Origin of the sequence: Actinomadura physcomitrii (assembly GCF_008923205.2) — a bacterium.
GTDB classification, from domain to species: Bacteria; Actinomycetota; Actinomycetes; order Streptosporangiales; family Streptosporangiaceae; genus Spirillospora; species Spirillospora physcomitrii.
The window spans coordinates 100,407-123,305 of the sequence record NZ_WBMS02000026.1; the positions used below are offsets into that span (position 1 = coordinate 100,407).

25 protein-coding genes and 2 pseudogenes are annotated in these 22,899 nt (G+C 74.5%); 7 read left to right on the plus strand and 20 right to left on the minus strand.

Annotated features, from left to right (window positions below; all coding sequences use genetic code 11):
• Positions 1-32: 32 nt before the first annotated feature.
• Positions 33-1,258: pseudogene (locus F8568_RS48705) on the minus strand (DUF4135 domain-containing protein); the annotation flags it as partial.
• A 284-nt stretch (positions 1,259-1,542) separates the two neighbouring features.
• Entirely contained in the window at positions 1,543-1,791 is a 249-nt protein-coding gene (locus tag F8568_RS29085; protein WP_151596885.1) for a hypothetical protein, read from the minus strand.
• 217 nt (positions 1,792-2,008) lie between these two features.
• On the opposite strand from F8568_RS29085, the gene F8568_RS29090 reads away from it, so the two are divergent.
• Positions 2,009-2,854: a family 3 encapsulin nanocompartment shell protein gene (locus tag F8568_RS29090; protein WP_202125463.1), complete on the plus strand. Its 846-nt coding sequence runs from the start codon at positions 2,009-2,011 to the stop codon at positions 2,852-2,854.
• Between the two features lie 361 nt (positions 2,855-3,215).
• On the opposite strand, the gene F8568_RS29095 is transcribed toward F8568_RS29090, so the two are convergent.
• The 10 genes and pseudogenes from F8568_RS29095 to F8568_RS29140 all read right to left on the minus strand — a co-directional run bounded on the left by F8568_RS29095 (position 3,216) and on the right by F8568_RS29140 (position 12,107).
• A complete protein-coding gene (locus tag F8568_RS29095; RefSeq protein WP_328601065.1) occupies positions 3,216-4,631 on the minus strand; it encodes an MFS transporter in 1,416 nt (471 codons plus the stop codon).
• Positions 4,628-5,941: an AMP-binding protein gene (locus F8568_RS51155; RefSeq protein WP_160573795.1), complete on the minus strand. Its 1,314-nt coding sequence runs from the start codon at positions 5,939-5,941 to the stop codon at positions 4,628-4,630. Before F8568_RS51155 ends, F8568_RS29095 begins: the two co-directional genes overlap by 4 nt.
• A 22-nt stretch (positions 5,942-5,963) precedes the next feature.
• Positions 5,964-6,254 (minus strand): annotated as a pseudogene (locus F8568_RS51160) (AMP-binding protein); the annotation flags it as partial.
• The gene (locus F8568_RS48715; RefSeq protein WP_328601071.1) at positions 6,251-6,700 is read right to left on the minus strand and encodes a glycine--tRNA ligase subunit alpha; all 450 of its coding nucleotides are present in this window, start codon (positions 6,698-6,700) and stop codon (positions 6,251-6,253) included. The pseudogene F8568_RS51160 and the gene F8568_RS48715, both read right to left, overlap by 4 nt.
• Positions 6,655-7,410, minus strand: coding sequence for a phytanoyl-CoA dioxygenase family protein (locus F8568_RS29115; protein WP_151596887.1), 756 nt, complete (start codon positions 7,408-7,410; stop codon positions 6,655-6,657). Before F8568_RS29115 ends, F8568_RS48715 begins: the two co-directional genes overlap by 46 nt.
• A 52-nt stretch (positions 7,411-7,462) precedes the next feature.
• The gene (locus F8568_RS29120; protein ID WP_151596888.1) at positions 7,463-8,161 is read right to left on the minus strand and encodes an SseB family protein; all 699 of its coding nucleotides are present in this window, start codon (positions 8,159-8,161) and stop codon (positions 7,463-7,465) included.
• 114 nt (positions 8,162-8,275) lie between these two features.
• Positions 8,276-9,382: a barbiturase gene (bar, locus tag F8568_RS29125; RefSeq protein ID WP_151596889.1), complete on the minus strand. Its 1,107-nt coding sequence runs from the start codon at positions 9,380-9,382 to the stop codon at positions 8,276-8,278.
• Positions 9,383-9,557: 175 nt separating this feature from the next.
• Positions 9,558-10,721 carry a pyridoxal phosphate-dependent aminotransferase gene (locus F8568_RS29130; RefSeq protein WP_328601066.1) on the minus strand — a complete coding sequence of 388 codons (1,164 nt, stop codon included), beginning with the start codon at positions 10,719-10,721 and terminating at the stop codon, positions 9,558-9,560.
• A 21-nt stretch (positions 10,722-10,742) separates the two neighbouring features.
• Positions 10,743-11,345: a response regulator transcription factor gene (locus F8568_RS29135; protein ID WP_151596890.1), complete on the minus strand. Its 603-nt coding sequence runs from the start codon at positions 11,343-11,345 to the stop codon at positions 10,743-10,745.
• Positions 11,346-11,468: 123 nt separating this feature from the next.
• On the minus strand, positions 11,469-12,107 hold the full coding sequence (locus tag F8568_RS29140) for an NAD(P)-dependent oxidoreductase (RefSeq protein ID WP_151596891.1): 639 nt from the start codon (positions 12,105-12,107) through the stop codon (positions 11,469-11,471).
• Positions 12,108-12,189: 82 nt separating this feature from the next.
• On the opposite strand from F8568_RS29140, the gene F8568_RS29145 reads away from it, so the two are divergent.
• Positions 12,190-12,765 (plus strand): TetR/AcrR family transcriptional regulator, encoded by a 576-nt coding sequence (locus tag F8568_RS29145; protein WP_151596892.1) that lies wholly within the window; start codon positions 12,190-12,192, stop codon positions 12,763-12,765.
• Here F8568_RS29145 and codA read toward each other — a convergent pair.
• The 3 genes from codA to F8568_RS29160 form a co-directional block, all read right to left on the minus strand.
• A complete protein-coding gene (gene codA, locus F8568_RS29150) occupies positions 12,762-14,072 on the minus strand; it encodes a cytosine deaminase (RefSeq protein WP_151596893.1) in 1,311 nt (436 codons plus the stop codon). The two genes, F8568_RS29145 and codA, sit on opposite strands and share 4 nt — an antisense overlap.
• A gap of 19 nt (positions 14,073-14,091) precedes the next feature.
• Positions 14,092-15,501 (minus strand): acyl-CoA synthetase, encoded by a 1,410-nt coding sequence (locus tag F8568_RS29155; RefSeq protein ID WP_328601067.1) that lies wholly within the window; start codon positions 15,499-15,501, stop codon positions 14,092-14,094.
• 61 nt (positions 15,502-15,562) lie between these two features.
• Positions 15,563-16,768: a CaiB/BaiF CoA transferase family protein gene (locus F8568_RS29160; RefSeq protein ID WP_151596895.1), complete on the minus strand. Its 1,206-nt coding sequence runs from the start codon at positions 16,766-16,768 to the stop codon at positions 15,563-15,565.
• Positions 16,769-16,812: 44 nt separating this feature from the next.
• Between F8568_RS29160 and F8568_RS29165 the strand changes: the two genes are divergently transcribed.
• Positions 16,813-17,385, plus strand: a complete 573-nt coding sequence (locus F8568_RS29165) for a uridine kinase family protein (protein WP_328601068.1) — start codon at positions 16,813-16,815, stop codon at positions 17,383-17,385.
• 199 nt (positions 17,386-17,584) lie between these two features.
• Positions 17,585-17,764, plus strand: coding sequence for a hypothetical protein (locus F8568_RS29170; protein WP_151596897.1), 180 nt, complete (start codon positions 17,585-17,587; stop codon positions 17,762-17,764).
• 7 nt (positions 17,765-17,771) lie between these two features.
• On the opposite strand, the gene F8568_RS29175 is transcribed toward F8568_RS29170, so the two are convergent.
• Both F8568_RS29175 and F8568_RS47080 read right to left on the minus strand, forming a co-directional pair.
• Positions 17,772-18,179 carry an oxygenase MpaB family protein gene (locus F8568_RS29175; RefSeq protein ID WP_151596898.1) on the minus strand — a complete coding sequence of 136 codons (408 nt, stop codon included), beginning with the start codon at positions 18,177-18,179 and terminating at the stop codon, positions 17,772-17,774.
• A gap of 196 nt (positions 18,180-18,375) precedes the next feature.
• Positions 18,376-18,774 carry a hydantoinase/oxoprolinase N-terminal domain-containing protein gene (locus F8568_RS47080; RefSeq protein ID WP_202125465.1) on the minus strand — a complete coding sequence of 133 codons (399 nt, stop codon included), beginning with the start codon at positions 18,772-18,774 and terminating at the stop codon, positions 18,376-18,378.
• Between the two features lie 177 nt (positions 18,775-18,951).
• Here F8568_RS47080 and F8568_RS29190 point away from each other — a divergent pair, with 177 nt between their 5' ends.
• The 3 genes from F8568_RS29190 (at position 18,952) to F8568_RS29200 (ending at position 21,211) form a co-directional block, all read left to right on the plus strand.
• A complete protein-coding gene (locus F8568_RS29190) occupies positions 18,952-19,326 on the plus strand; it encodes an FKBP-type peptidyl-prolyl cis-trans isomerase (protein ID WP_151596899.1) in 375 nt (124 codons plus the stop codon).
• 116 nt (positions 19,327-19,442) lie between these two features.
• Positions 19,443-20,387, plus strand: coding sequence for an ABC transporter ATP-binding protein (locus tag F8568_RS29195; RefSeq protein WP_151596900.1), 945 nt, complete (start codon positions 19,443-19,445; stop codon positions 20,385-20,387).
• On the plus strand, positions 20,384-21,211 hold the full coding sequence (locus tag F8568_RS29200) for an ABC transporter permease subunit (protein WP_151596901.1): 828 nt from the start codon (positions 20,384-20,386) through the stop codon (positions 21,209-21,211). The genes F8568_RS29195 and F8568_RS29200 overlap by 4 nt, the downstream gene beginning before the upstream one ends.
• Positions 21,212-21,273: 62 nt before the next feature.
• Here F8568_RS29200 and F8568_RS29205 read toward each other — a convergent pair whose 3' ends face one another.
• From F8568_RS29205 to F8568_RS47085, 3 genes are all read right to left on the minus strand, one after another.
• Positions 21,274-21,954, minus strand: coding sequence for an SRPBCC family protein (locus tag F8568_RS29205; protein ID WP_151596902.1), 681 nt, complete (start codon positions 21,952-21,954; stop codon positions 21,274-21,276).
• 107 nt (positions 21,955-22,061) lie between these two features.
• Positions 22,062-22,301 (minus strand): group II intron maturase-specific domain-containing protein, encoded by a 240-nt coding sequence (locus F8568_RS29210; RefSeq protein ID WP_328601069.1) that lies wholly within the window; start codon positions 22,299-22,301, stop codon positions 22,062-22,064.
• The gene (locus F8568_RS47085; protein WP_202125489.1) at positions 22,298-22,702 is read right to left on the minus strand and encodes a hypothetical protein; all 405 of its coding nucleotides are present in this window, start codon (positions 22,700-22,702) and stop codon (positions 22,298-22,300) included. Before F8568_RS47085 ends, F8568_RS29210 begins: the two co-directional genes overlap by 4 nt.
• Positions 22,703-22,899 lie beyond the last annotated feature (197 nt).

Consider the following 22,899-nt stretch of genomic DNA (forward strand, 5'->3'; position numbering starts at 1 on the left):
CACAGCGCCGCCTTCTCCGCCGCGACGAGGGCGTCGCGGTGCGGGACGCCGGGCCAGCCGGCGTCGAGGCGGGCGGGGCCCCGCTCCCGCAGGGCGGCGTCGCGCACCTCGCCGGGCCGCCAGCTCTCCAGCAGCAGCCGCACGTAGAGGAACGTCGACAGCTGGATCAGCCGGACCGGGACGTCCGCGCACCCGTGCAGCGGTCCGCCCGGAGCGAGGAGCCCGGTCCCGGCGGAGGCGAGGCGGCGGTAGGCGGCGGTGTACCCGGCGACGAGCGCGTCCCGGTGCGGGCGCGGGTCGACGGTGCCGCCGCCGGGAAGGCGGAGGCGCCCGGCGGGCGGCGGGACGGTCCGGTAGCCGAGCCGGACCCGCATCCGTCGGTGCCGGGGTCGTCGGTGAGCGGCGTCGGGATGAGCGAGCGGCGGTCGGGGGCGGTGCCGAGCGGGCTGATGTCGACGCCGAAGGGCCGCTCGGTGTCCACGTCCGGCATGACGAACGGGCCGGGCAGCAGCCCGGTGCGCAGCACGGACGCGTCCAGCCGCGCGGCGGCGGGGTCGCCGAGCCGGGCGCGGCGGGCGGCGGGCTGGGTGCCGGAGGTGTGGAACAGCGCCTCGAGGTCGATGACGACGGGGTCCGCGCCGGCTGCGATGACGTTGTCGGCGTGCAGGTCGTAGCCGTGCACGGCGTGGGTCAGCGCGAGCAGGGCGCCCATCCGCCAGAAGAACGCGGGCAGGCCGGCGGGCGCGCACGGCGCGGGCTCGATGTACTCGCTCCAGCCGCGGTCGCCGCGGTCCAGCAGGCGGGGGCGGCGCAGCGGGTGCGGGACGCCGGCGTCGTTGAACCAGCCGAGGAGCCGGTCGAAGCACAGGTCGACGGCCAGGGATCGGGGCTTGTGGACGAGGGCGGCGCGCTCGAACCGGACGATCGCGACGGTGCGGCCGCCGCGGTGCGTCTCCGCCTGGCCGAACTCGACGCCGGTCAGCGCGCCGAGGCCCGCGGCGCCGCCGAACGCGGCGGTGACGGCGGGCAGGTCGGCGGCCAGCTCGCGGGCGAACGCCAGCCGCGCCGACACCCAGTCGTCCAGGATCTCGACGACCTGCCGCGCGAGGACCGGGTACGCCGCCCAGATCCGCAGCGCCCGCGCGGGGTCGGCGAGACCGCGCACGAACGCCGCGTACCGGTCCCGCGGCGTGGCGCCGTCCAGGCCGCGGGCGGACGCCGCCGCGAGCTCCTCGGCGAGGGCGGGCTGGACGGCCATGGTGAGCCAGGTGAGCGGCGGCGCGGCGGCGAGCAGGTCCGGCAGGCCGGGCGGGACGTCCGGGCCGAGGTCGGACAGCAGGCATTCGCGCAGCGTGCGGCGCGCGTCGTCGATGAGCGGCCGGGCCGCCTCCAGCAGCCCGAGGTCCTCGGCGGACCGGGCGCGGGGCGGGGTCTCCCAGGCGGTGCGGAACCGGCGGTGCCACTCGGGCTCGGTGCCGCGCGGCTCGCCGGGACGGGCGGCGCGCCGCCAGGGGACGGCGGCGAGCGCCGGGGCCGGGGCGCTCACCGGCGGTCGCCCAGCGTCCCGGCCGGCGGCTTCCCTCCGCCGGCCGGGACGTTCGCGGGCTCCGCCGCGGCGCCGGCCTCGGTCGAGGGCGGGGCCGGGGGCGGTTCCGCGGCGAGCGCGGCGGCGCGCAGCGGGCAGCCGGGGGCCGGCCGGGCGGCCGGCCTGCTGCCGGTCCCGGCGGCCGCGTCGAGGACCGGATCGGTGAATGCGGCGGCCCGCCCACCACCTTTCCCGGGGTGCCGCATGTATTCACCGTCCTGAGCTGGAGAAGCCAATCCGCAGAGTCGTTGTATCACGACGAATTTCTGCCGACAAGATCGTCTGACCTCTTTTCATTTCGCCGGACTTTGCTTACTCTTCAGGCTGGCACGGCGCAAGATCGCGTCGTGCGGCATCGGCGCCGCGCGGCCCGACCGCCCCGAGATCCGGGGCCGGTGCGCGGCGCGCGTGAGGGGAGCTCCCGTGCTGGACTACCTCATCGACGACCCCGCCCTGCGCGAGCGCGGGCCGGGCGAGGAGCTGGCGGTCGCGGTGGCCCGGGCGGCCGGCGGCGACGCCGCCGTCCGCGTCCGCAGGCCGCTGACCACTCTCTTCCCGCTGGCCTCGACGCGGCCCCGGCCGACCGTCCGGGAGCAGACCAAGGGCGGTACCGTCACCGGCGGGCCGCTGCGGTACGTGCGCGAGCTGCCCGCCGAGGGCGGCGGCGCGAGCGGGACCGCCTACCGGGCGACGCCCGAGGCGGCGTTCCGCGCCGCGGCCGCCAAGGCCGAGCTGACGGAGATCTCCGTGGCCGTGCCGGTGCCCGGCGAGCTGTGCCGCGATCCCGCGCTGCTGGCGCGGTTCGTCGAGCACCGCGTGATCGTCCGGCTGTGCACGGTGGAGAACGAGGTGCTGCTGCACGGCAGCGGCGACGGCGCGATCACCGGGCTGCTGAACCTGGAGGGCCTGCGCCGCCTGGACGCCCCGGCCGGGGACGCGATGGAGTCGCTGATGGCGGCGTGCGCCGAGGTGGAGGAGACCGGCGGGTCGTGCGACGGCCTGGTCATGCACCCCGCGCTGTACTGGCGGCTCGTCGGCGCGGGCGCGCTGCCCGCGCTGGACGCGGCCGGCCTGCGCATCACCCGGACCCGCATGATCGCGCGGGACCGGGTGCTGCTCGGCGACTTCCGCGCGGGCGTGACGCTGCTGGACGGCGAGGAGTCGGCGCTCGCGCTGCGCGGGCACGGCGACACCGCGACGATCACCGCGTCGATGCCGCTCGGGCTGGCGGTGCACCTCCCCCAGCACTTCGTCCTGCTGAGCCTGTGACCGGCGCGCCCGCACGGGCGGCCCGGCGCCCGCCCCCGATCCGCGGGGCCCGCGAACGCGCGGCCCCGGGCCGTCCAGAAGGGAAGGTGACCGGCATGCGCACGCTTCCGTGGTGAGCTTCCAGGTCCCGTCCGATCCGGCCGAGGGGAGGTGACCGACATGCGCACGCCTCCGTGGTGACGACCGCCCGCACGCGAGCTTCCGGCAAGTGCGGGGAGGTGAGACCATGCGCACGCTTCCGTGGTGACAATTCATCCGCTGAAAATGGCATGACGGTATCGCGATAATGGCCCGCCCGTGGGCCGGTCGAATGACCGTCGCGGTCTCCGGTGATTTCCGGTCCGACCGTTCAGGCCATTGTTCAGTGTCGCGCCCCGCCTTCGGCGGAAACGGCGCGGCGGCGCCCGCGGCCGCTTTCCGGGCCGCGGGCGCCGCGCGTGCCGGCGGCGCCCGCGAGCGCGGCGGCGAGCATCCCGGCGGCCAGCCCGGCCCACGCGGCGTCGAACCCGCGGGCGGACGGCTCGTGCAGCACGGCGGCCAGCCCGCCGATCCCGGCCGCGGCGCCCGCCGACCGCGCCAGCATGATCAGCGCGCTGCCGCTGCCGTACCGGGCGGGCGGGACGGCCTCCATCGCGATCGTCTCGACCGCGACCGCCGTCGCCGCCATCCCGGCCGTGCCGACGACGAGCGCGGGCAGCACGACCGCCGGGTAGGCGCGGCCGGCGCCCGCGGCCCCGGCGGCGAGCGGCCAGCACCAGCCCGCCGCGCCGACGAGCCCGCCCGCGACCGCGACGGACCGCGCGCCCGCCCGCCGCACGAGCGGCCCGGCGCACCAGGACACCGCGGCAGAGGTCAGCGGGCCCGGAGTGAGCGCGAGCGCGGCGGTGAGCGCCGAGTAGCCCCATCGCTCGGTGAGGAACAGGGCGACGCAGAGCGCGACCGCGAACTGAGTGACGCTCATCAGCGCCATGGCCGCGTTCCCCGCCGCCGTCGACGCGGCGCGCAGCAGCGCGAAGTCGGCGGCCGGGCGCGGGTGGCGCGCCGACCTGCGGACGCCGGCCCAGGTCAGCGCGGTGCCGCCGGCGGCGGCGCCGAGGACCGCGGGGTCCGTCCAGCCCCATTCGGGGCCCTGGACGAGCCCGAGCACCAGCGCGGCGACGCCGCCCGCGAGCAGCGCGACCCCGGCGAGGTCGGGCAGGCCCCGTCCCGTCCGGGCGCCGGGCGGGATGCCGGCGGCGCCGCAGGCCAGCGCGAGCGCGCCGAGCGGCAGGTTGATCAGGAAGATCCAGCGCCAGCCGCCGAGCGCCATCAGCGCCGAGCCGAGCGCGGGCCCGCTCGCGCCGGCGATCCCGGACACCGCGCCGAGCAGCCCGAAGGCGTGCCCGGCGCGGCCGGGGAACTCGCTGAGCCCGACGGAGATGGCGAGCGCGACGACCGCGCCGCCGCCGGCGGCCTGCAGCAGCCGGGCGAGCACCAGCCCGAGCGGGCCCGGCGCGAGCGCGCAGGCGGCCGAGCCGGCGGTGAACACCGCGAGCCCGGTGAGGAAGATCCGCTTGGGCCCGAGCCGGTCGGCCATGCCGCCGGCGGGCAGCAGCACGGCGGCGAACACCACGGTGTAGCCGGTGATCGTCCAGGACAGCCCGGCGAGGGTGCTGCCCGGGAAGGCGCGCAGCAGCCGCGGGATCGCGACGCTGACGATGTTGTAGTCGATCACCGCCATGACGTTGGCGAGGATCACCGAGGTCAGCGCCAGCGCCCGGCGCCGGGACGGCGTCACGGCGCGGCGGCGGCGCTCGCCCGGCGGGCGAGTTCCTCCTCGATCTCGCGCTTGCGAACCTTTCCGGTCGGCGTCTTCGGCAGCTCGGCGACGACCTCCAGCCGGTCCGGCTCGTACCCGGGGGTCATCCCCGCCTCGCGGACGAGGCGGTGCAGGTCCTCCAGCGCGGGCGGCTCGCCGTCCGGCACGACGACGGCGACGACCGTCTCGCCGAGCAGCGGCTCCGGCTCGCCGACGACCGCGATCTCGGCGACCCGCGGGTGGGCGCGCAGCACCTCCTCGACGGCGACGGCGGGCACGTGCAGCCCACCCTTGTTGATCATGTCCTTGGTGCGGCCGATGATCTTGATGCCGCCGCGGCCGTCCGGGCGGGCCAGGTCGCCGGTGACGAACCAGCCGTCGTGCAGCGTCGCGGCGAAGGCGTCGTCGGCGCCCTCGTAGCCGAGGCACATGTTCGCGCCGCGCACCTCCAGCCGGCCCGGGCCGTCGACCGGCGCGCCGTCGTCGCCGACCAGCCGGACCTCCATCCAGTCGACCGGGCGCCCGTCGCTGCGCGCGGCCCAGTCCGGCGGGTCGCCCGCGCGGCCGATGGTGACGCCGCCGTTCTCGGTCATCCCCCACAGCGGCCGGACGGGGAACCCGAACGCCTCGCGGAACCGCGCGGGCAGGCCGGGCGGGATCGGCGTGGAGCCGGTGACCATGTGCCGCAGCGCGAGCGGGCGCGGGTTCGCGCGCTGCTCGGCGACCAGCTCGTCCAGGATCCGCGGGGTGAAGTACGCGGTCGTGATCCCGTACTCGGCGGCGAGGTCGAGGAAGTCGCCGGGCTTGAACGCGTCCGCCCACACGGCCGTCGCGCCCGCGACGAGCGGCGCGAGCATCCCGTACAGCCAGCCGCCCTGCCCGCCGACGATGCACGGGGTGGACAGCACGTCGTCCGGGCCGAGGCCGAGCGGCACGGTGTACGAGCGCGCCATCGCGTACAGGGTGTTGAAGGAGTGCCGGACGCCCTTGGGGCGGCCCGTCGTCCCCGAGGTGTACATGATCTGGAAGACGTCGTCGCCGCCGGGGCGGTGCTCGGGCGGCGCGGCGCCGGTGGCGAGCAGCCCGTCCTCGAACCCGATCGCGCCCTCGGGGACCTTCCCGCCGACGACGATCTGGTGCTTCATCGCGGGCAGCCGGTCGCGCATCCCGGCGATGGTCGCGGCGATCTCGAGACCGCGCACCTCGTCCAGCGACACCACCGCGACCGCGCCCGACTCGCGCAGGATCCACTCGGTGTCGGCGGCGCCGGTCGCGATGTAGTACGGCACCACCGCCGCGCCCGCGCCGGCCGCAGCCGAGCGCGAGGACGGTCGCCTGCCACTGGTTGACCAGCTGCATCGCGACGCGGTCGCCGGGGCGGACGCCGAGCGCGGCGAGGCCGGCGGCGCAGCGCTCCACCCGCTCGTGCAGCCGCGCCCAGCTCAGCACGGTGTCGGGGCCGTCCGCGGTCTCCCAGAAGTGGCCGACCACCGCGGGCCGGTCCGGCGCGGCGGCGGCCCGCGCGGCGAGGTCGTCCAGGAACGTCCCGTCCCGCCACCAGCCGCGTGCGCGGTAGTCCCGTCCATCGTGGAGGTTTGTCACCTTTGACCCCTTCCATGCCAAGTGAATTGATCTTGGCCGAGGGGCGCGGGCGGCGACAACGGTGACTGTTGACGAAGAAGGGACGGCCGGACGGGCGGACCGGTGGAGCCGGCGAGGTGGCGGGGCCCGCGGCGCGTCCTCGGCGAACCGGACGTCGGGGCGCGCAGGTCGATGCCGAGCACGGCGAGGCTGCCGAGGTACAGCTCCTGCGCGTCGCCCGGTTCCGGCTTGAGGACCACCTGGAACTGGGTGTGGGTCTGCAGCCGGTTCGGGTTGCCGCCGTAGCGGGAGTCGTCCGGGCGGACGCTCGGCTCGACGTAGGCGACGCGCCACGGCTCGGGCCCGAGGACGCGCAGCGCGGTGTTCGGGCTGAGCGTGCGTAGCGCTAAGCGTAGATGCGTCAGCGCCCGAGACCTCGCTGGATCGCCGTCCGCACCGGCGACGATTCGGGGAGCGGCCCCGACGGCGGCAGCGGCGGCTGCGCCATGAACTTGACCTCGGTGCCGCGGTGCGGCTGGGCGGCGTGTACGAGGAACGGGTGGCACAGGTACACGTCGCCGGCCCGCCCGGTCGCGAGGGCGACGGGGCGGTGCTCGGTCGCCGGGACGGCCATGCGCGCGAGGCGCATGAAGGAGACGCCCGCGTCGCCCGCCGGCTCCAAGAGCGGCGGGACGTCCAGGTGGGAGCCGGCACGGACGCGGGTGGGGGCGTCGTCCTCGCCCACGTCCGAGAACAGGAACAGCATCAGCAGCGCCCGGCCCTTGGAGGCCAGGTTCACCCGGTACCTCATGAAGTCGCCGGGGTCGTCGCCGGGGAAGCTCGCGTCGATGTGCCAGCCGTCGTCGCCGGGCGCCTCGTCGCTCGGGAAGCGGATCGGGAACGTGCCGAGAGCGCCCGGCTCCTCCCACGCGCCCTTCCCCACGACCGCGTCGTAGGCGGTGTGCAGACGCGGGGTGTTCGCCGCCGCCCGGAACGGCGGCTGCGCGTACCCGCCGAGCCGGACCACCGGCTTCGTCCAGGTCGAGCGGTCATGGGGATCGCAGCCGGTGTCGCGCCAGAGGATCTCGCGGCACTCGGCGGCCAGGTCCCGGGGGAAAGCCTCCGGCACCCGGACGAACCCGTCCGCGACGAAGGCGTCCACGTCGATGTCGTGCATCGGCCCAGGATGCCGACGGCTACCCGCCGGGCGCGAACCGTTTTCCGGGCGGTCAGCCCCGCCGGACGACGCTGAGCTCGACCCCGCCGACGATCCGGCCGCGCAGCACCTCGGCGAGCCGGTCCGACACCCGCCGCACCGTGACGCGCTCGTCGTGCCCCGGCACCACCGCGAACCGGACGGCGAGCTCCGCCGACGTCCCCTCGGCGAGCCGGACCCCGGTCACGGCCTGCTCGGAGCCGAACGCCGCCTCGACGGCGGCGAGCACGTCCGGGTCCTCGTGCGGCGGCGGGACCGGCCGGCCCTCGGCGAGCAGGTGCAGCCGCAGCCCCTCCACCGCGAACGGGACCGGGCCCGCCACGTCCACCACCAGCGCGTCCGCGCCCTCGTCGAGGACGGCGCGGCAGGCGTCGCCGGCGCGGACCGCGACGGGGCGGGCGTCGGCGCGCCACGCCTTCATCGTGTCCACGCAGGTGAAGCCGAGCACGCCGCGGCGGCCGTCGTCGCCGATCAGCGTCGGCAGCGCCATGTCGCTCGACTTCTCCCGGCCCAACCCGCCGGGCTCGGCGTCCTCCACCTCGGTGAGGACGGCGACGATCGGCACGAGCAGCCGCGCGTCCTGCAGCCGCCGCAGCACCGCGTGCTGGCCGACGCGCCCGGCCGCGTATCCGGCGAGGGCCTCGCACAGCCGGGGGTCGGCGCCGCCGTCGTCCCCGGGGAACTGGGGTTCGGGAATGGTCAGTCCGGACACGGCAGGAAGGCTATAGCCTCCGGCGACCGCCGCGCGCACGAATCGGATACTCTCTGTATCCGGCATCGCACCGGGCGTGCCGACCGGCGCCTTCCGCTGCGTTTCGGACGCCGGTCAGCCGAGGTCGGCGATGGCCGCGACGGTGCCGCCGCCGGACGGGCCCTGGTGCACCGCCGCGACCGACACGAACACCGCCGGGTCGCCGGTGACGGACGCCGCGACGCCGCCGACGCACGCCTTGATCTGCCGGTGCCAGTGCACGTCGGAGTCGTCCAGCATGATGTTGCGGCGGCCGCGCACCGACCCGGACGGGTCCGCCTCGCACTTGATGAACACGTTGACGAGCCGGTCCCCGAGGTCGGACGTGCGGGGCCTTTCGGGCAGGTCCAGTCCGGTGGACCTGATCGCGTCCCAGACGCCGTCGGCGTCGAGTGCGTCCTTCATCACACCGTGCCCGGCGCGGTACCGGCCGCCGATGCCGCGCACGTTCCCGACGACGACGATCTGCGCCCGGTCGAGCTCGACGCCGGACGAGCACGACGCCACCGACGAGAACAGCGTCAGGTCCTTGTGGATCTGCTCCGCCGACGGCGGCTCGATCTCGCCGAGCGCGACGGCGATACCGAGCGCGGTCGTCGAGTTGGAGATGTCCATCGACTTCAGGGTGTCCTCGGTGACGACCACGTGCCCGCGCGACCTGGCGTCGTTGATGGTGTCGAGGGTGAGCAGCGGCGTCTTGGTCTGCACGTAGTGGACGTCGGCGGGGTCGTCGATCCCGGCGGTCTTCATCGCGTCGCGGACCCCGGCGGCGACCGTCTCCACCATGGCCGGGCGGCCGATGTCCTCGGGCCGGATCACCTCGCTCATCGCGACGCCGACCGACAGGCGCGGCTCGTCGGTGCGCGGCGCGTTCGCCGGGTCGACGGTCGCGAACACGGTCGCGTGCGGGCTCAGGACCCCGTCGGTGCCGCCCGACCACACCAGCGGGACGCGCGCGACCTCCTCCGCCGGGCGGGTGCCCTTCGCGACCAGCACCTCCCGGAACGCGCGGTCGGCCAGCAGCCGCGTGTAGTCGTTCACGCCGCCGTTGCCCTCGGTCTTGCCGACGACCGCGAGGACCCGGTCGGCCTCCAGCACGCCGTCGTCGATCAGCCGGGCCAGCCCGGACGCGTCGGTCACGCTCTCGATGGGGATCTTGCGGACTTCGATGGGATCGGGCACGTCATCGCTCCTCGGCCGGCTCTGCTGATCGGTTCGTACCCCGGCACGGCCCGAACGCTAACCGCGCGGCGGGCGGCGCTCACGGGCGAAACCAGCCCAAGGGGCACCGCCCGTTCGGCAACCTCCGCCAGGCCGGCCCGACGGGGCGGCCGTGTTCCTGGGCGGTCCCGGAAGATCAGGCGAGCCGGGCGAGGCGGTCCACGGCCTCGTCGATGACCTCGTCCTTCTTGCAGAACGCGAACCGGACGAAGTGGGCGCCGGCCTCCGCGTGGTCGTAGAACACCTGCGTCGGGATCGCGACGACGCCCGCCTTGGCGGGCAGGGCGCGGGCCAGTTCGAGCCCGTCGGAGAAGCCCAGCGGCCGGATGTCGGCCTGCACGAAATAGGTGCCCTGCGGCCGGTACGCGGCGAATCCGGCGGCCTCCAGGCCCGTGATGAGCCGGTCGCGCTTGGCCTGCAGCGACGCGCGCAGGTCCCGCACCCACGGGAGCTCGTTGCGCAGCGCGTACGCGGCGGCCCGCTGGTAGGGGGCGCTGACCGCGTAGGTGAGGAACTGCTTGACGGTCTGGACGGCTCGAACGTACCGGGCCGGCGCGGTCACCCAGCCGGTCTTCCAGCCGGTCACCGAGAACGTCTTGCCCGCCGACGACACCGACACGGTCCGCTCGCGCATCCCGTCGAGCGCGGCGAGCGGGATGTGCTCGGCGCCGTCGAACGTCAGGTACTCGTACACCTCGTCGGTGATCGCGACCAGGTCGTGCTCGCGGCAGACGCCCGCGACGGCCTCCAGCTCGGCGCGGGTGAACACCGTCCCGGCCGGGTTGTGCGGCGAGTTCACCAGGATCGCCTTCGTGCGGGGGCCGACGGCGGCGCGCAGCTCGTCGGGGTCGAACGTGAAGCGGCCCTCGGCCGGGCGCAGCATGACGGGCCTGCGCACCGCCCCGGCCAGCGCGATCACGGCGGCGTAGGAGTCGTAGTACGGCTCGAAGACGATGACCTCGTCGCCCGGCCCGGCGAGCGCCAGCACGGACGCGGCGATGCCCTCCGTCGCGCCGACGGTCACGTACACCTCGGACATCGGGTCGTATTCCAGTCCGTAACGCTCGAGCCGCTGCGCCGCGACGGCCTCGCGCAGCTCGGGCAGCCCGGGGCCGGGAGGGTACTGGTTGCCGCCCGTCCGGATCGCCTCGACCGCCGCGTCCAGCATCGCCTCCGGGCCGGAGGCGTCCGGGAAGCCCTGGCCGAGATTGATGGACCCGGTGGCCGTGGCCAGCGCGGACATCTCCGCGAAGATCGTCTCGCCGAATTCCCGCATCCGCGGCACCAGAGGCTCAGTCACGGCACCAGCCTACGGGGCGCCTCAGATCCAGCCCATCTCCTGGGCGGCGCGGACGGCGGCGAAGCGGGACGGCTCGCCGAGCTTGCTCATCGCCGTGGAGAGGTAGTTGCGGACGGTGCCCTCCGACAGGTGCAGCAGCGTCGCGATGCGGGCGGTCTCGGTGCCGGCGCCGGTGAGCCGGAGGATCTCGCGCTCGCGCTCGGTCAGCGGGTTGTCGCCGGCGGCCATCGCGGTCGCGGCGAGCTCGGCGTCCAGGTAGCGGCCGCCGCCGTGGACCTTGCGGATCGCGGTGGCCAGCTCCTGCGTCGGCGCGTCCTTGGCGACGAAGCCGCGCACCCCGGCGGCCATCGCGCGGCGCGGGTAGCCGGGGCGGCCGAAGCTGGTGAGGATGCACACCGCGCAGCGGGCGCCCGCGGCGGCGAGGTCCTCGGCGACGGTGAGGCCGTCCGCGCCGGGCATGTCGATGTCGAGGACGGCGACGTCGGGATCGTGCGCGGCGACGGCGGCGGCGACCTCGTCGCCCCGGCCGGTTTCGGCGACGACCTCCAGGTCGGGTTCCAGCCCGAGCAGCGCGGCGACGGCGCCGCGGATGAGGTGCTCGTCGTCGGCGCCGAAGTCGTCCATGCTCCCAGTCTCGCGGGGCGCGCAGGGCGGCGGTAGAAGGACGTGTCACCTGTTCGGGCGGCGGCTGTCAGCCGTTCCGCATGACAGGTGTCATGCGGGTGCCGGTGCGGGCGCGGGCGCGGGTCAGCCGGCGATGGAGATCACGTGGCCGATGGACGCCAGGTCGCCGGTGAGGTCGAGCAGGGCCCTGGCGACGTCGTCGCGGGTGATGTTGTACCCGCCGGTCACGCTGCGGTCGACGGCCTTGCGGTAGCGCCCGCGGCCCTCCTTGTTCGTGAGCCGCGGCGGGCGGACGATCGTCCAGTCGAGCCCGGAGTCGCGGACCTGGGCCTCGGCGACCCGCATGTCCGCGATGCCGTGCCGCAGGATCCGGCTGAGGACCAGCGGTTTGACGACGTACCGGGTGAGCGGGTCGTCGCCCGGCTCGGTCGAGATCGCGCCCATGCTGACCATGAGGAACCGCCCGGCGCCGGTCGCGCGCATAGCGGCGATGATGCTGCGCGAGCTGTCGCCGCAGACGGTGGTGGGACCGGCGCCGCGCGCGCCCATCGCGCTGACGACGGCGTCGGCGCCCTTCACCGCCGGCTCGATCGCTGCGGGGTCCATGACGTCGGCGCGCACGACGGCGGCGCGCTCGCGCAGGCCGGCGGGCAGCCGGCCGGGGTCGCGGACGACCGCGGTGACCTCGTGGCCCTCGTCCAGCGCCAGGCGGACGAGCCGGGTGCCGATGCCGCCGGTCGCGCCGAAGACGGTGAGCTTCATCGTGATCCCCCCAGGGGTGAGTAAATTTTCACTAACCCCTATCCTGAGGTTAGTATCCACTCACTGTCAAGGGGACGGGCCGATGAGCGCGCGCGAACGGATCCTGGACGCGGCGGCCGACGTCATGCGGGAACGCGGCGTCGCCGGCGCCACCACCAAGGAGATCGCGAAGGCCGCCGGGTACTCCGAAGCGCTGCTGTACAAGCACTTCCGCGACAAGGAGCAGCTGATGCTGGCCGTGCTCAAGGAGCGGATGCCGGCGTTCACCGCGAAGGCCGTCGCGGGCGAGGCGACCGTGGAGGCCAACCTGGTCGGCGTCGCGCACGGCGGGCTCGCCTTCTACCGGCGGGCATTCCCGATGATGGCGTCGATGGCCGCGCAGCCGCAGTTGATGGCGGCGAGCCGCGAGGCGCTGCGCAAGTACGGCGCGGGACCGCGGGAACCGGTCCGGGCGCTCGCCCGCTACCTGGACGCCGAGCGCGACCTCGGCCGGGTCGCGGCGGGCGCCGACACCGCCGCGGTCGCCGCGCTGCTGATGGGCGGCTGCTTCCAGCAGGGCTTCCTGCACTACTACGCCGCGCCGCCGGACGCGCCGGAACTGCCGGAGTCGGCCGCCGCCGACCTCGTCCGGCCGCTGCTCCCGGCCCTGCTCCCCTAGCTCCGGCCCGGATCGCGGTCGCGGGCGCGGACGAAGTCGACGTCCTCGGGGGCGCGGCCGGGCCAGGTCAGCCGGGTGACCGCGGGCGGGGTCTCGGCGACGACCCGGCCGCGGGCGATCACGTGGGACGGCCGGGTCTGCCGCCGGACGGCGTCGTACGGCGACGACGCGGGCAGCACCACCAGGTTCGCCGGGCGGCCCGGCGCGATGCCGTAGCCGTCGCCGAGGCCGAGCACGCGCGCCGCCCGGTCCGTCACCATCGCGAACGCCTCGTCGATCTCGGCGGCGCCGGTGAGCTGCGCGGCGGCGATCCCGACCAGCGCGACCTGCAGCGGCGACGCCGTCCCGAGCGGGAACCACGGGTCCATGACGTCGTCGTGGCCGAACGCGACGTTCACCCCGGCGGCGAGCATCTCCTTGACCTGGGTGAGGCCGCGCCGCTTCGGGTGGGCGTCGAACCGGCCCTGCAGGCACAGGTTGGCGAGCGGGTTGCAGACGAGGTTGACGCCCGAGCGCGCCAGGATCCGCTGGAGCTTGTAGGAGTAGGCGCCGTTGTAGGAGCCCATCGCGGTGGTGTGGGACGCGGTGGCGCGGCCCTGGAGCCCGCCGCGCCGGGCGAGGGTGGCGAGCACCTCCACGAACCGGGACTGCTCGTCGTCGATCTCGTCGCAGTGCGCGTCCAGCAGCAGCCCGTACCGCTGCGCGACGTCGAAGGCGATCTCAAGGGAGCGGACGCCGTCCTCGCGGGTGTCCTCGAAGTGCGGGATCGCGCCGACCGCGTCGACGCCGCGTCTCGCGGCCTCCTCCAGCAGCTCGGCGCCGTCGTCGAAGGAGCAGACGCCCTCCTGCGGGAACGCGACGAGCTGGAGCCCGATGACGTCTTTGACGCGCTCGCGGACCTCGAGCATGGCGTCGAGCGCGACGAGCCCGGGATCGGTGACGTCCACGTGGCTGCGGACGTGGAGCACGCCGTTCGCCGCGTACCAGCGCAGCACCTCGGTCGCGCGGGCGATGACGTCGTCGCGGGTGAGGGTCGCCTTGCGCTCGCTCCACACCGCGATCCCCTCCCACAGGGACCCGGACGCGTTCCAGCGCGGCTCGCCGGCGGTGAGGGTGGTGTCGAGGTGGACGTGCGGCTCCACGAACGGCGGGCTCACCAGGCCGCCGGCCGCGTCCACCAGCACGTCGGCGGCGGGCCCGCCCCCGGGCTCGGCCGCGGGGGCGACGCGGCCGAAGCGGTCGCCGTCGATCTCGATGTCGTGCAGGCCGTCCCGTCCGGCGAGGCGGGCGTTCGTCACGAGCTTCATGCGCGCTCCCTGCCCACGGCTACGGAGCGAGGTCGCCCAGGCGGGTCTTCACGACCTTGCCCATCGCGTTGCGCGGCAGCGCGCCGACCAGATGGACGACGCGGGGCCGCTTGTGCACCGACAGCCGCCCGGCGACGAAGTCGATCAGCTGCCGCTCCGTCACCCCGTCCGCGACGACGTAGGCGGTGACCTGCTCGCCGAGATCGTCGTGCGGCGTCCCCGCGACGGCCGCCTCCCGCACCGCCGGGTGCGCGAGCAGCGCGTTCTCGACCTCGCCCGCGCCGATCCGGTACCCGCCGCTCTTGATCAGGTCGGTGGACGCGCGGCCGACGATGCGGTGCCACCCGTCCGGGCCGATCGTCGCGATGTCGCCCGTGCGGAACCAGCCGTCCGGCGTGAAGGACTTCGCGGTCGCCTCCGGGCGGTTCAGGTAGCCCTTGAACGGGTGCTCGGCGCGGACGTGCAGCTCCCCCGGCGTCTCCCCGTCGTGCGGGACCGCGTCGCCGTTCTCCGCGGCGAGGCGCGTCTCGATGCCGGGCAGCGGGAACCCGACGTAACCGGGACGGCGTTCGCCGTCCGCGCGCGCACTGACGGTGATCAGGGTCTCGGTCATGCCGTAGCGCTCGACCGGGCGGTGGCCGGTGAGCGCCTCCAGCCGCTCGAAGGCGGGCACCGGCAGCGGCGCGCTGCCGGACACCAGCAGCCGCGCCGCGCGCATCGCCTCCGCGGACGCCGGGTCGGCCGCCAGCCGGGACCACACCGTCGGGACGCCGAAGAACAGGCTGCCGCCGTCCTCGCTCGCCGCCGCCGCGTACGCCTCCGGCCGCGGACGTCCCGTGTGGACGAGGCGCGACCCGACCCGCAGCGGCCCGAGCACGCCGAGGACCAGGCCGTGCACGTGGAACAGCGGCAGCCCGTGCACCAGCACGTCGTCCGGCGTCCACGCCCACGCCTCCGCCAGCGAGTCGAGGGCCGCCGCGATCGCGGCACGGGAGATCATCACGCCCTTCGGCGGGCCGGTCGTCCCGCTCGTGTACAGGATCAGCGCGGTCGCGTCCGCAGCCGGCCCCTGCGTGGCGGCCGCCGCCTCGGACGCGGGGAGGTCGTCGATCGGGATCAGAGGCGGGCCGCCGTCGCCGGTGTCCGTGCCGCGGGCCGCCAGCAGCAGGGCCGCGCCGGAGTCGTTGAGGATGTGGGCGCGCTCGTCCGGGCCCGAGTCCGGCGGCAGCGGCACCACCGGCACGCCCGCCATGAGGCCGCCGACGACCGCGATCGCCGTCTCCGCGCTCGCCGTGGCGTGCACCGCGACCGCGCCCGCACCGGCGATCTCCGCCGCGACGGCCGACGCCCGGTCGAGCAGCTCCTCGCGCGGCAGCTCGCGGTCGGCGATCCGCACCGCTCCGCCGGTCTCGCCGAGCAGATCCCTCACTGGCCTCTCCCCTGCTCCTCGCCGTCTCTTCCGCCTTGCCCACCCAACCGGCCCCGCGCGGTCACGAGCCTTGGCCGTCCTGCCCGTCGAGCAGATCCCGCCGGTCTTGCTCATTGCGCGCGTCCTGCTCGTCCAGCCAGGCGAGCACCTCGTCGGTGTGCTCGCCGAGCAGCGGCGGCGCGGTGTGGACGCGCGGCTCGGCGCCGTCGAACCGCAGCGGCGGGCCCGGCAGCTCGATCCGGCCCAGCGTCGGATGCTCCACCTCGATCACCAAGCCCTGCGAACGGGTCTGCTCCCAGGTGTACACCTCGTCGATCGACCGGATCGACCCCGCCGGCACCCCCGCACCGTTCAGCCGCTCCAGCCACGCCTCCCGGGTGTCCCCCGCCAGGACGCGCTCGATGTCGGCCGTCAGCTCCGCCCGGTTCGCCGACCTCTTCGGGATCGTCGCGTAACGCGGATCGTCGGCGTCCAGGCCCACGAGCGGCGCGAACCTCCGCCACAGGTTCTGGTTCGCGACGCCGATCTGGATCTGGCCGTCCTTGCAGCGGAACGTTCCGTACGGCGCGATCGTCGGATGGTCGTTGCCGACCGACTCGGGCACCTCCCCGGCGACCGTCCACCGCGTCCCCTGGTACATGTGCGCGCCGACCACCGACGCCAGCAGCGATGTCCGCACGACCGAGCCGCGGCCCGTCCGCGTCCGCTCGTACAGCGCCGCCAGCACCCCGGACGCGGCGTTGCCCGCCGCGAGGATGTCCGCGATCGACAACCCCACCTTGCTCGGCGTCCCCGGCGGGCCCGTGACGCTCATGATCCCGGCCTCGCCCTGCATGATCGCGTCATAGCCGGGACGGCCGCCCTCCGGGCCGTCATGCCCGAACCCGGTGATCGACAGGACGATCAGCCGCGGGTTCAGCTCGTGCAGCCGCTCCACGGGGAAGCCGAGCCTGTCCAGGACCCCGGTGCGGAAGTTCTCGACCAGCACGTCCGCATGCCGCACCAGCCTCGCCAGGGTGTCCTTCCCCTCGTCCGACTTCAGATCGACGGTGATGGACTCCTTGTTCCGGTTGATCGACAGGTAGTAGGTGCTCACCTGGTCCTCGCCCGCGAACGGCGGCCCCCAGCCGCGCGTCTCGTCGCCCGTGCCGGGCTGCTCCACCTTGATCACCCGCGCGCCGAGATCGGCGAGCGCCATCGTGGCCTGCGGTCCGGCGACCACACGGCTGAGGTCGACGATCACTACGCCTTCGAGCGGTCCGGGCAAGGGGCGTCCTCCTTCAGGGGCGGGCACCTGGAAGTATGCCGTCCGTGCCGCCGTCGCCCCGGACCCACCCCGCGCTCGCCGCGCGGCTTCTCGCGCTGCCCCCGTCCTGCGGGCCCGCGCGGCTGGTCGCGATCGACGGGCCGAGCGGCGCCGGCAAGTCCACCTTCGCCGACCATCTCGCGGCCGTCCTGGCGGGAGCGCCGGTGATCCGGTCGGACGACTTCCGCGTGCCGTGGGACGCCGACCCGCTGACCTGGTGGGAGCCGCTGCGGCGCGCCGTCCTCGATCCGCTGTGCGCCGGGCGGGCCGCCGTGCTGCGCCGCTACGACTGGCACCTTGATCGGTACGGGCCGCCGGAGGAGATCCCGCCGCCGCCCGTCCTCATCGTCGAAGGCGTCGGGGCGGCATGGGCGGGGTCGCCCGCCGCGTACCGGATCTGGATCGACGCGCCGCGCGAGCTGCGGCGGGCCCGCGCCATCGACCGCGATGGACCGGAGTACGCCGACGCCTGGGACCGGTGGTCGGCGCGGGAGGCCGCGTTCTTCGCCGAGGACGGCACCCAGGCCCGCGCCGACCTCCTCGTAGACGGGACGGCGCCACTGCCGGCGCGCTATTGATCCGGCGCGGTTCTTCTACGGGCACCAACTTGTTTCTTTTTGTGGCGCACATCGCATGGCCGACGACTCCAGAATGATGGCGAGAAAACCTAGAATGAGGCCGTAGATCTTCTCTCGATGCCATTCGAAGCGCCTGTGACACTCGTCACTTCTGGCGATTCGTGAAGGGAATTCGCAGCCCTTCGGGAAGGCGCATCACATGATCGACGTCAACCTCGTCATGGTCTTCCTCGTGCTCGGGGCGGGTGCGGTGCTCACCGTCCTGATCAGCGGTTTCCTGGGATGGGCGGTGCGGCGCCGCGATGGCCGCGCCGGTTCGGCGGCTCCCGCTCCCGGCGTTCACCGGACGCGGGAGCAGGAGCGGCAGCCCGTTTCCTGAGCGCCGGTCAGGAACCCGCCTTCTTGGGCTTGAGGAGTTCCAGCACCGCGGCGTCCCCGTGCTGCCCGATGAGGTCGACCGGTGTCTCCGCGTCCTTCTGTCCGGCGGCGACATGGTCCTTGAGCGCCTGCAGGAGTTCGACGCCCTCGTCGCTGCGGCCGTATCCGGGGCTCGCGATGATGAGCTCCCAGAGGTGCCGGGCCTCGTCGAACGTGTCGGGGAGGCCTCCCTCCTCGATGCCCATCGCGGAGCCGATGATCTTCCAGACGCCCATCCAGGTGAGGAGGGCGTCGCCCTCCGGGACATCCTCCCCGACCTCCTTCAGCCCGATCAGGGGCGTGTAGGAGAAGGTCAGCAGCGTGTAGGCGAGGCTGACCTGGTTGATGTAGGGGTGGTCCGGCGGTGCCGGGTTCATGTCCGCGATCGTGACGTGGCGGTCGCCGAGGGACGGCAAGGTCTCCCCGGCCGGCGCCCGCGACGACTACGGCGTCGTCCTCCGCGACGGCGCGGTCGACGCTCACCGCAGCGGGACGGCGAACTCGCCGACCGGGCCGGCGTCCTGGCCGGGGCCGGGGACGAGGGCTGGTCCGGTCCCTCCCGCAGACCTACGCCTACATCGACGGCGCGAAACTGCTGGTCAAGACGCGGCGGCTCGCCGAAGTCGGCTTCATACCAGAACGGCTCGAGACGACCGACCAGATCATGGACAGCGTCCGGCCGCGACGCGGGACGGGTCCCGGTCGAGGGGGTCGCCCCAGCCGCCGCCTCCGGTGGTGCGGATGCGGATGACCTGGCCGGCGCGGACGGGGTGGTCGTCGACGAGGCCGTCCATCGAGCAGGCCGAGCACCGTTGCGACGCCCGCCGCGAACCCCTCGGCGGGATCGGCGGGCGTGGACGGGGTCTTGGTGGTGACGAGCTCGCCGCCGGCCCCGTCCTCTCCGGCGTCCAGCGCGACGACGTCGGTGAACGTCCCGCCCGTGTCGATCCCGATGCGCAGCCGCCGTGCCATGCCCAACGGTCTGCCGGACGGCCCGCACCTGCGGAACCGTCGCAATGTGCCAACAGGACGGCCGCTCTTTGAGCAGGGCGCGCGCCGCGGACGGGGGACGCGCCGCCGCCGCGGGCGCGGCGCTAGGCTGGGCAGCCGTCCGAAAAACGAACCCGACGACACCGCTGGAGCCCGTTCATGGCGCTTGAACGCCCCGAGATCGACTTCCCCGAGGGGCAGCCGCCCGCGCACCTCGACATCACCGACATCACCAAGGGCGACGGCCCCGAGGCCGTGAAGGGCTCGACCGTGTCGATGCACTACGTCGGCGTCTCCTGGTCCACCGGCGAGGAGTTCGACGCGTCCTGGAACCGGGGCGGCACGCTGGACTTCGAGCTCGGCTCCGGGCGCGTCATCAAGGGCTGGGACATGGGCATCGCCGGGATGAAGGTCGGCGGCCGGCGCAAGCTGGTCATCCCGCCGCACCTGGCCTACGGCGACCGCAGCCCGAGCCCGGCGATCAAGCCCGGCGAGACGCTGATCTTCGTCGTCGACCTGGTCGCGGTGAACTAGGACCGCGGGTCCGCGCGCCTGCGCGCGGCCCAACGGCGGGCAATCGGGCGGTGAAAATCCGGCCGGTCGCCCGCCGCCGCCGTTTCCGGGGACGGCCCGTCCGGTATCAGACGTTCATGATCGAGGCGCGCGGGCTGACGAAGCGGTACGGCGACACCACCGCCGTCGACCGCGCCACCTTCAGCGTCGCGCCGGGCCGGGTGACCGGCTTCCTCGGCCCGAACGGCGCAGGCAAGACGACGACGATGCGGATGATCCTCGGTTTGGACCGTCCGACCGCCGGCGAGGTCACCGTCGGCGGCCGCCGCTACCGCACGCTCGGCGCACCGCTGCGCGAGGTCGGCGCGCTCCTCGACGCCCGCAACGCGCACGGCGGCCGCAGCGCCTACAACCACCTGCTGTGCCTGGCCAAGAGCAACGCGATCCCGCGCCGGCGCGTGGACGAGGTGCTGGACCTCGTCGGGCTGCGGAGCGTCGCGAAGAAGCGGTCCAAGGGGTTCTCGCTCGGCATGGGGCAGCGGCTCGGCATCGCCGCCGCGCTGCTCGGCGACCCCGGCGTGCTGATGTTCGACGAGCCGGTGAACGGGCTGGACCCGGAGGGCATCCTGTGGATCCGCACGCTGATGCGGCGGCTCGCGCGGGAGGGCCGCACCGTGTTCGTCTCCAGCCACCTGATGTCGGAGATGGCGCTGACCGCCGAGCACCTCGTCGTCATCGGCCGGGGCCGCATCCTCGCCGACACCGGGATGGCCGAGTTCATCGGCGCGAACGCGACCAGCCACGTGCTGGTGCGGTCGCCGCAGGCAGCCGAGCTGGCGCGGCTGCTGGCGGGGCCGGGGCGGCGGCTGGAGCCCGCCCCGGACGGCGCGCTGCGCGTGTACGGGGCGCGGGCGGCGGAGATCGGCGACGTCGCCGCCGACCACGGGCTGCGGCTGCACGAGCTGGCGACCGTCCAGCCCTCCCTGGAGGAGGCGTTCATGCGGCTGACCGGCGAGGCCGTCCAGTACCACGCCGGCGTGCCGGGCGCGGCGGCTCCGGTTCCGCCGGGGTCGGGCGCGTGAGCGCCCCGGCCGCCGCCGCGGGGACGGGTCCGCGCCGGGACGCCCGGCGCGTCCGGTTCGGGCACGTGCTGTCCGCGGAGTGGACGAAGATCCTGACGGTCCGGTCGACGTTCTGGACGCTGCTGGCCGGCGCGGTCGTGCTGGTCGGGTTCTCCGCGCTGTGGGCGCTGGCGTTCACCGCGTCCTTCGACCAGATGAGCGCCCGCGACCGCGCGACGTTCACCCCGATGCTGCCGACGCAGGTCGCCTACTACTTCGGCCTGGTGGTCTTCGGCGCGCTGGGCGTGCTGGTCATCACCGCCGAGCACACCACCGGAATGATCAAGACTGCGCTGACGGCGGTGCCGCGGCGCGCCGCGTACCTGGCCGCCAAGACCCTGGTGCTGGGCGCGGTCGTGCTGGCGGTCGGGATCGTCGTGACGTTCGCCTCGTTCTACGCGGCGCAGGGCATCCTCGCGTCCAAGCACCTCGACGGCTCGATCGGCGACCCCGGGGTGCTGCGCGCGGTGATCGGCGGCGGGGTCTACCTGGCGCTGGTCGCGATCCTCGCGCTCGGCATCGGGACGCTGCTGCGGCACACCGCGGGCTCGGTCGTGCTGCTGTTCGTGGTGCTGTTCGTGCTCGGCATCGCGGGCGGCTTCCTGCCGAGCACGTGGGGCGACACCGTCAACAAGTTCCTGCCGTCCAACGCCGGCGGCGCGATCCTCGACCCGGTGCACAAGTCCGGTTCCCTCGCCCCGTGGACGGGCCTCGGCGTGTTCGCGGTCTACACGGCGCTCGTCCTGGCCGCCGCCCTGATCCTCTTCGAACGCCGCGACCCCTGAACCACGTTGACTTGTGGCGTGTCGTGGTTAAAACGGCGTCGATAACCACGACACGCCACAAGTCAACGGCGGCGGCGGGCGAGGAGGTGGCCGAGGGCGACGCCGGCGAGGGCGACGGCGCCGCCGGCGAGGAACGCGGCGACCATCGGCGCACCGGGCATCGCGCTGGACGCGGGCGGTTCGGCGGCGGCGCGGCCTGGGAAGACCCGGCCGGTCTCCGGCCGGGCGGCGGGAGAGGGCGCGGCCCGCGGGGCGGGGGACGGCGCCTCCCGCGGGGCGGGGGACGGCGGCTCCGGCTCGGCGGGCGGGGCGGTGAGGTCGCGTTCGACGGCGGCGAAGAACTCCCCGGCCGTCCGCTTGGCGACGCCGCCGAGCATCCGCTGCCCGACGCCGCCGATCATCCCGCCGACGACCGCGTCGGCGGCGTAGTCGACGCGGGTGGAGCCGCCGCCGTCCGACAGCCGGACGCGGACCGTCGCGTCCACCGTGCCGGGCGTGCCCTGGCCCTGCGCGCGCAGCGTGAACGCGTGCGGCGGGTCGGGGTCGGCGAGCTCGACGCGTCCGACGTAGGTGCCCTGGATGGACGCGACGCCCGCGGTGACCGTCATGCGGTAGGTGTCGGGGCCGGTCTCCTCGAGGGAGCGGCACCCGGGGATCGTCCGGGCGAGCACGGCCGGGTCCTGGAGCGCGTCCCAGACGCGGGCGAGCGGCGCGGCGACGCTGGCACTGCCGTTGACCTGCATTGGTAGTCAGGGGCGCGGTGCCGCGAACGGTCCGGTTCCCCATCCCCCTTTCAATCCGTACGTGCGGTTTTCCCGAACACGGCTTACCGATGATCTTCTTGACATGGTTACGCAGCTCCTGGGTAGCGGACGGTGCCTCGTAGGCGATACAGGCCGTGCCCGTTGAACCGCGCCTCGTCCCACTGCTGGGCCTGGCCGGCCCGCAGGTTCCTGCCCCGCTTCTTCTCCATCAGACGGTTCAGGCGCCAGACGACGTAGCTGTCGATCTGCTGGAACTTGTCGGCGGCGTTCCCGGTTCGGAAGTAGTTGCCCCATCCACGCAGGATCGGATTCAGGTCCGCGATCACTTGGCGGATATCCGTTCCAGACCGATGAGGACCCGTATGTCCACCCGCCGCGTCGGCGAGGGACGGTAACGGCTTTCCCGAAGATCGGCCTGGAGCTCCGCCAGCAGGCGAGAGACCCCGTACTCCTCTTCCAGGAACGCCAGGGTCACCCGATCGACCCCGGCGGCACCGCGATTGGCCCGGACCCGTCCCCACGCCTCCCACAGGACGTCACCCCTGTGGATACGGTCGAACAGGGCATGGAAACGCCGCTCCGGAGACTGCTTGGCCGCAGCCCATAGCCGTCGTTGAAGTCGTCGCACTTTCACGATCGACGGGCGGCCATCACCGCGGCCTGCCCCGCCTCCCGCTACGCCGGGCTGACGCCCGGCCGGGTCGTTGGACCGGGCGGTCCCGGCCATGCCCTCGCGCTTACCCTCTCCCACGGCGTGATCAAAGTGAGGGCCCTTCCCTCCCGGCGCGTTCTGTTGCACGCCGATCACAGGTACTACGCCCCTCTCGGACTCCCGCTGCCCTCCAGACGACTTCACCATCGGCTTATACGTCCGGTCTCGTGCCCGACGAAGGCGTGGTCAGACGGGTCTCCCCTGTTCCGGCC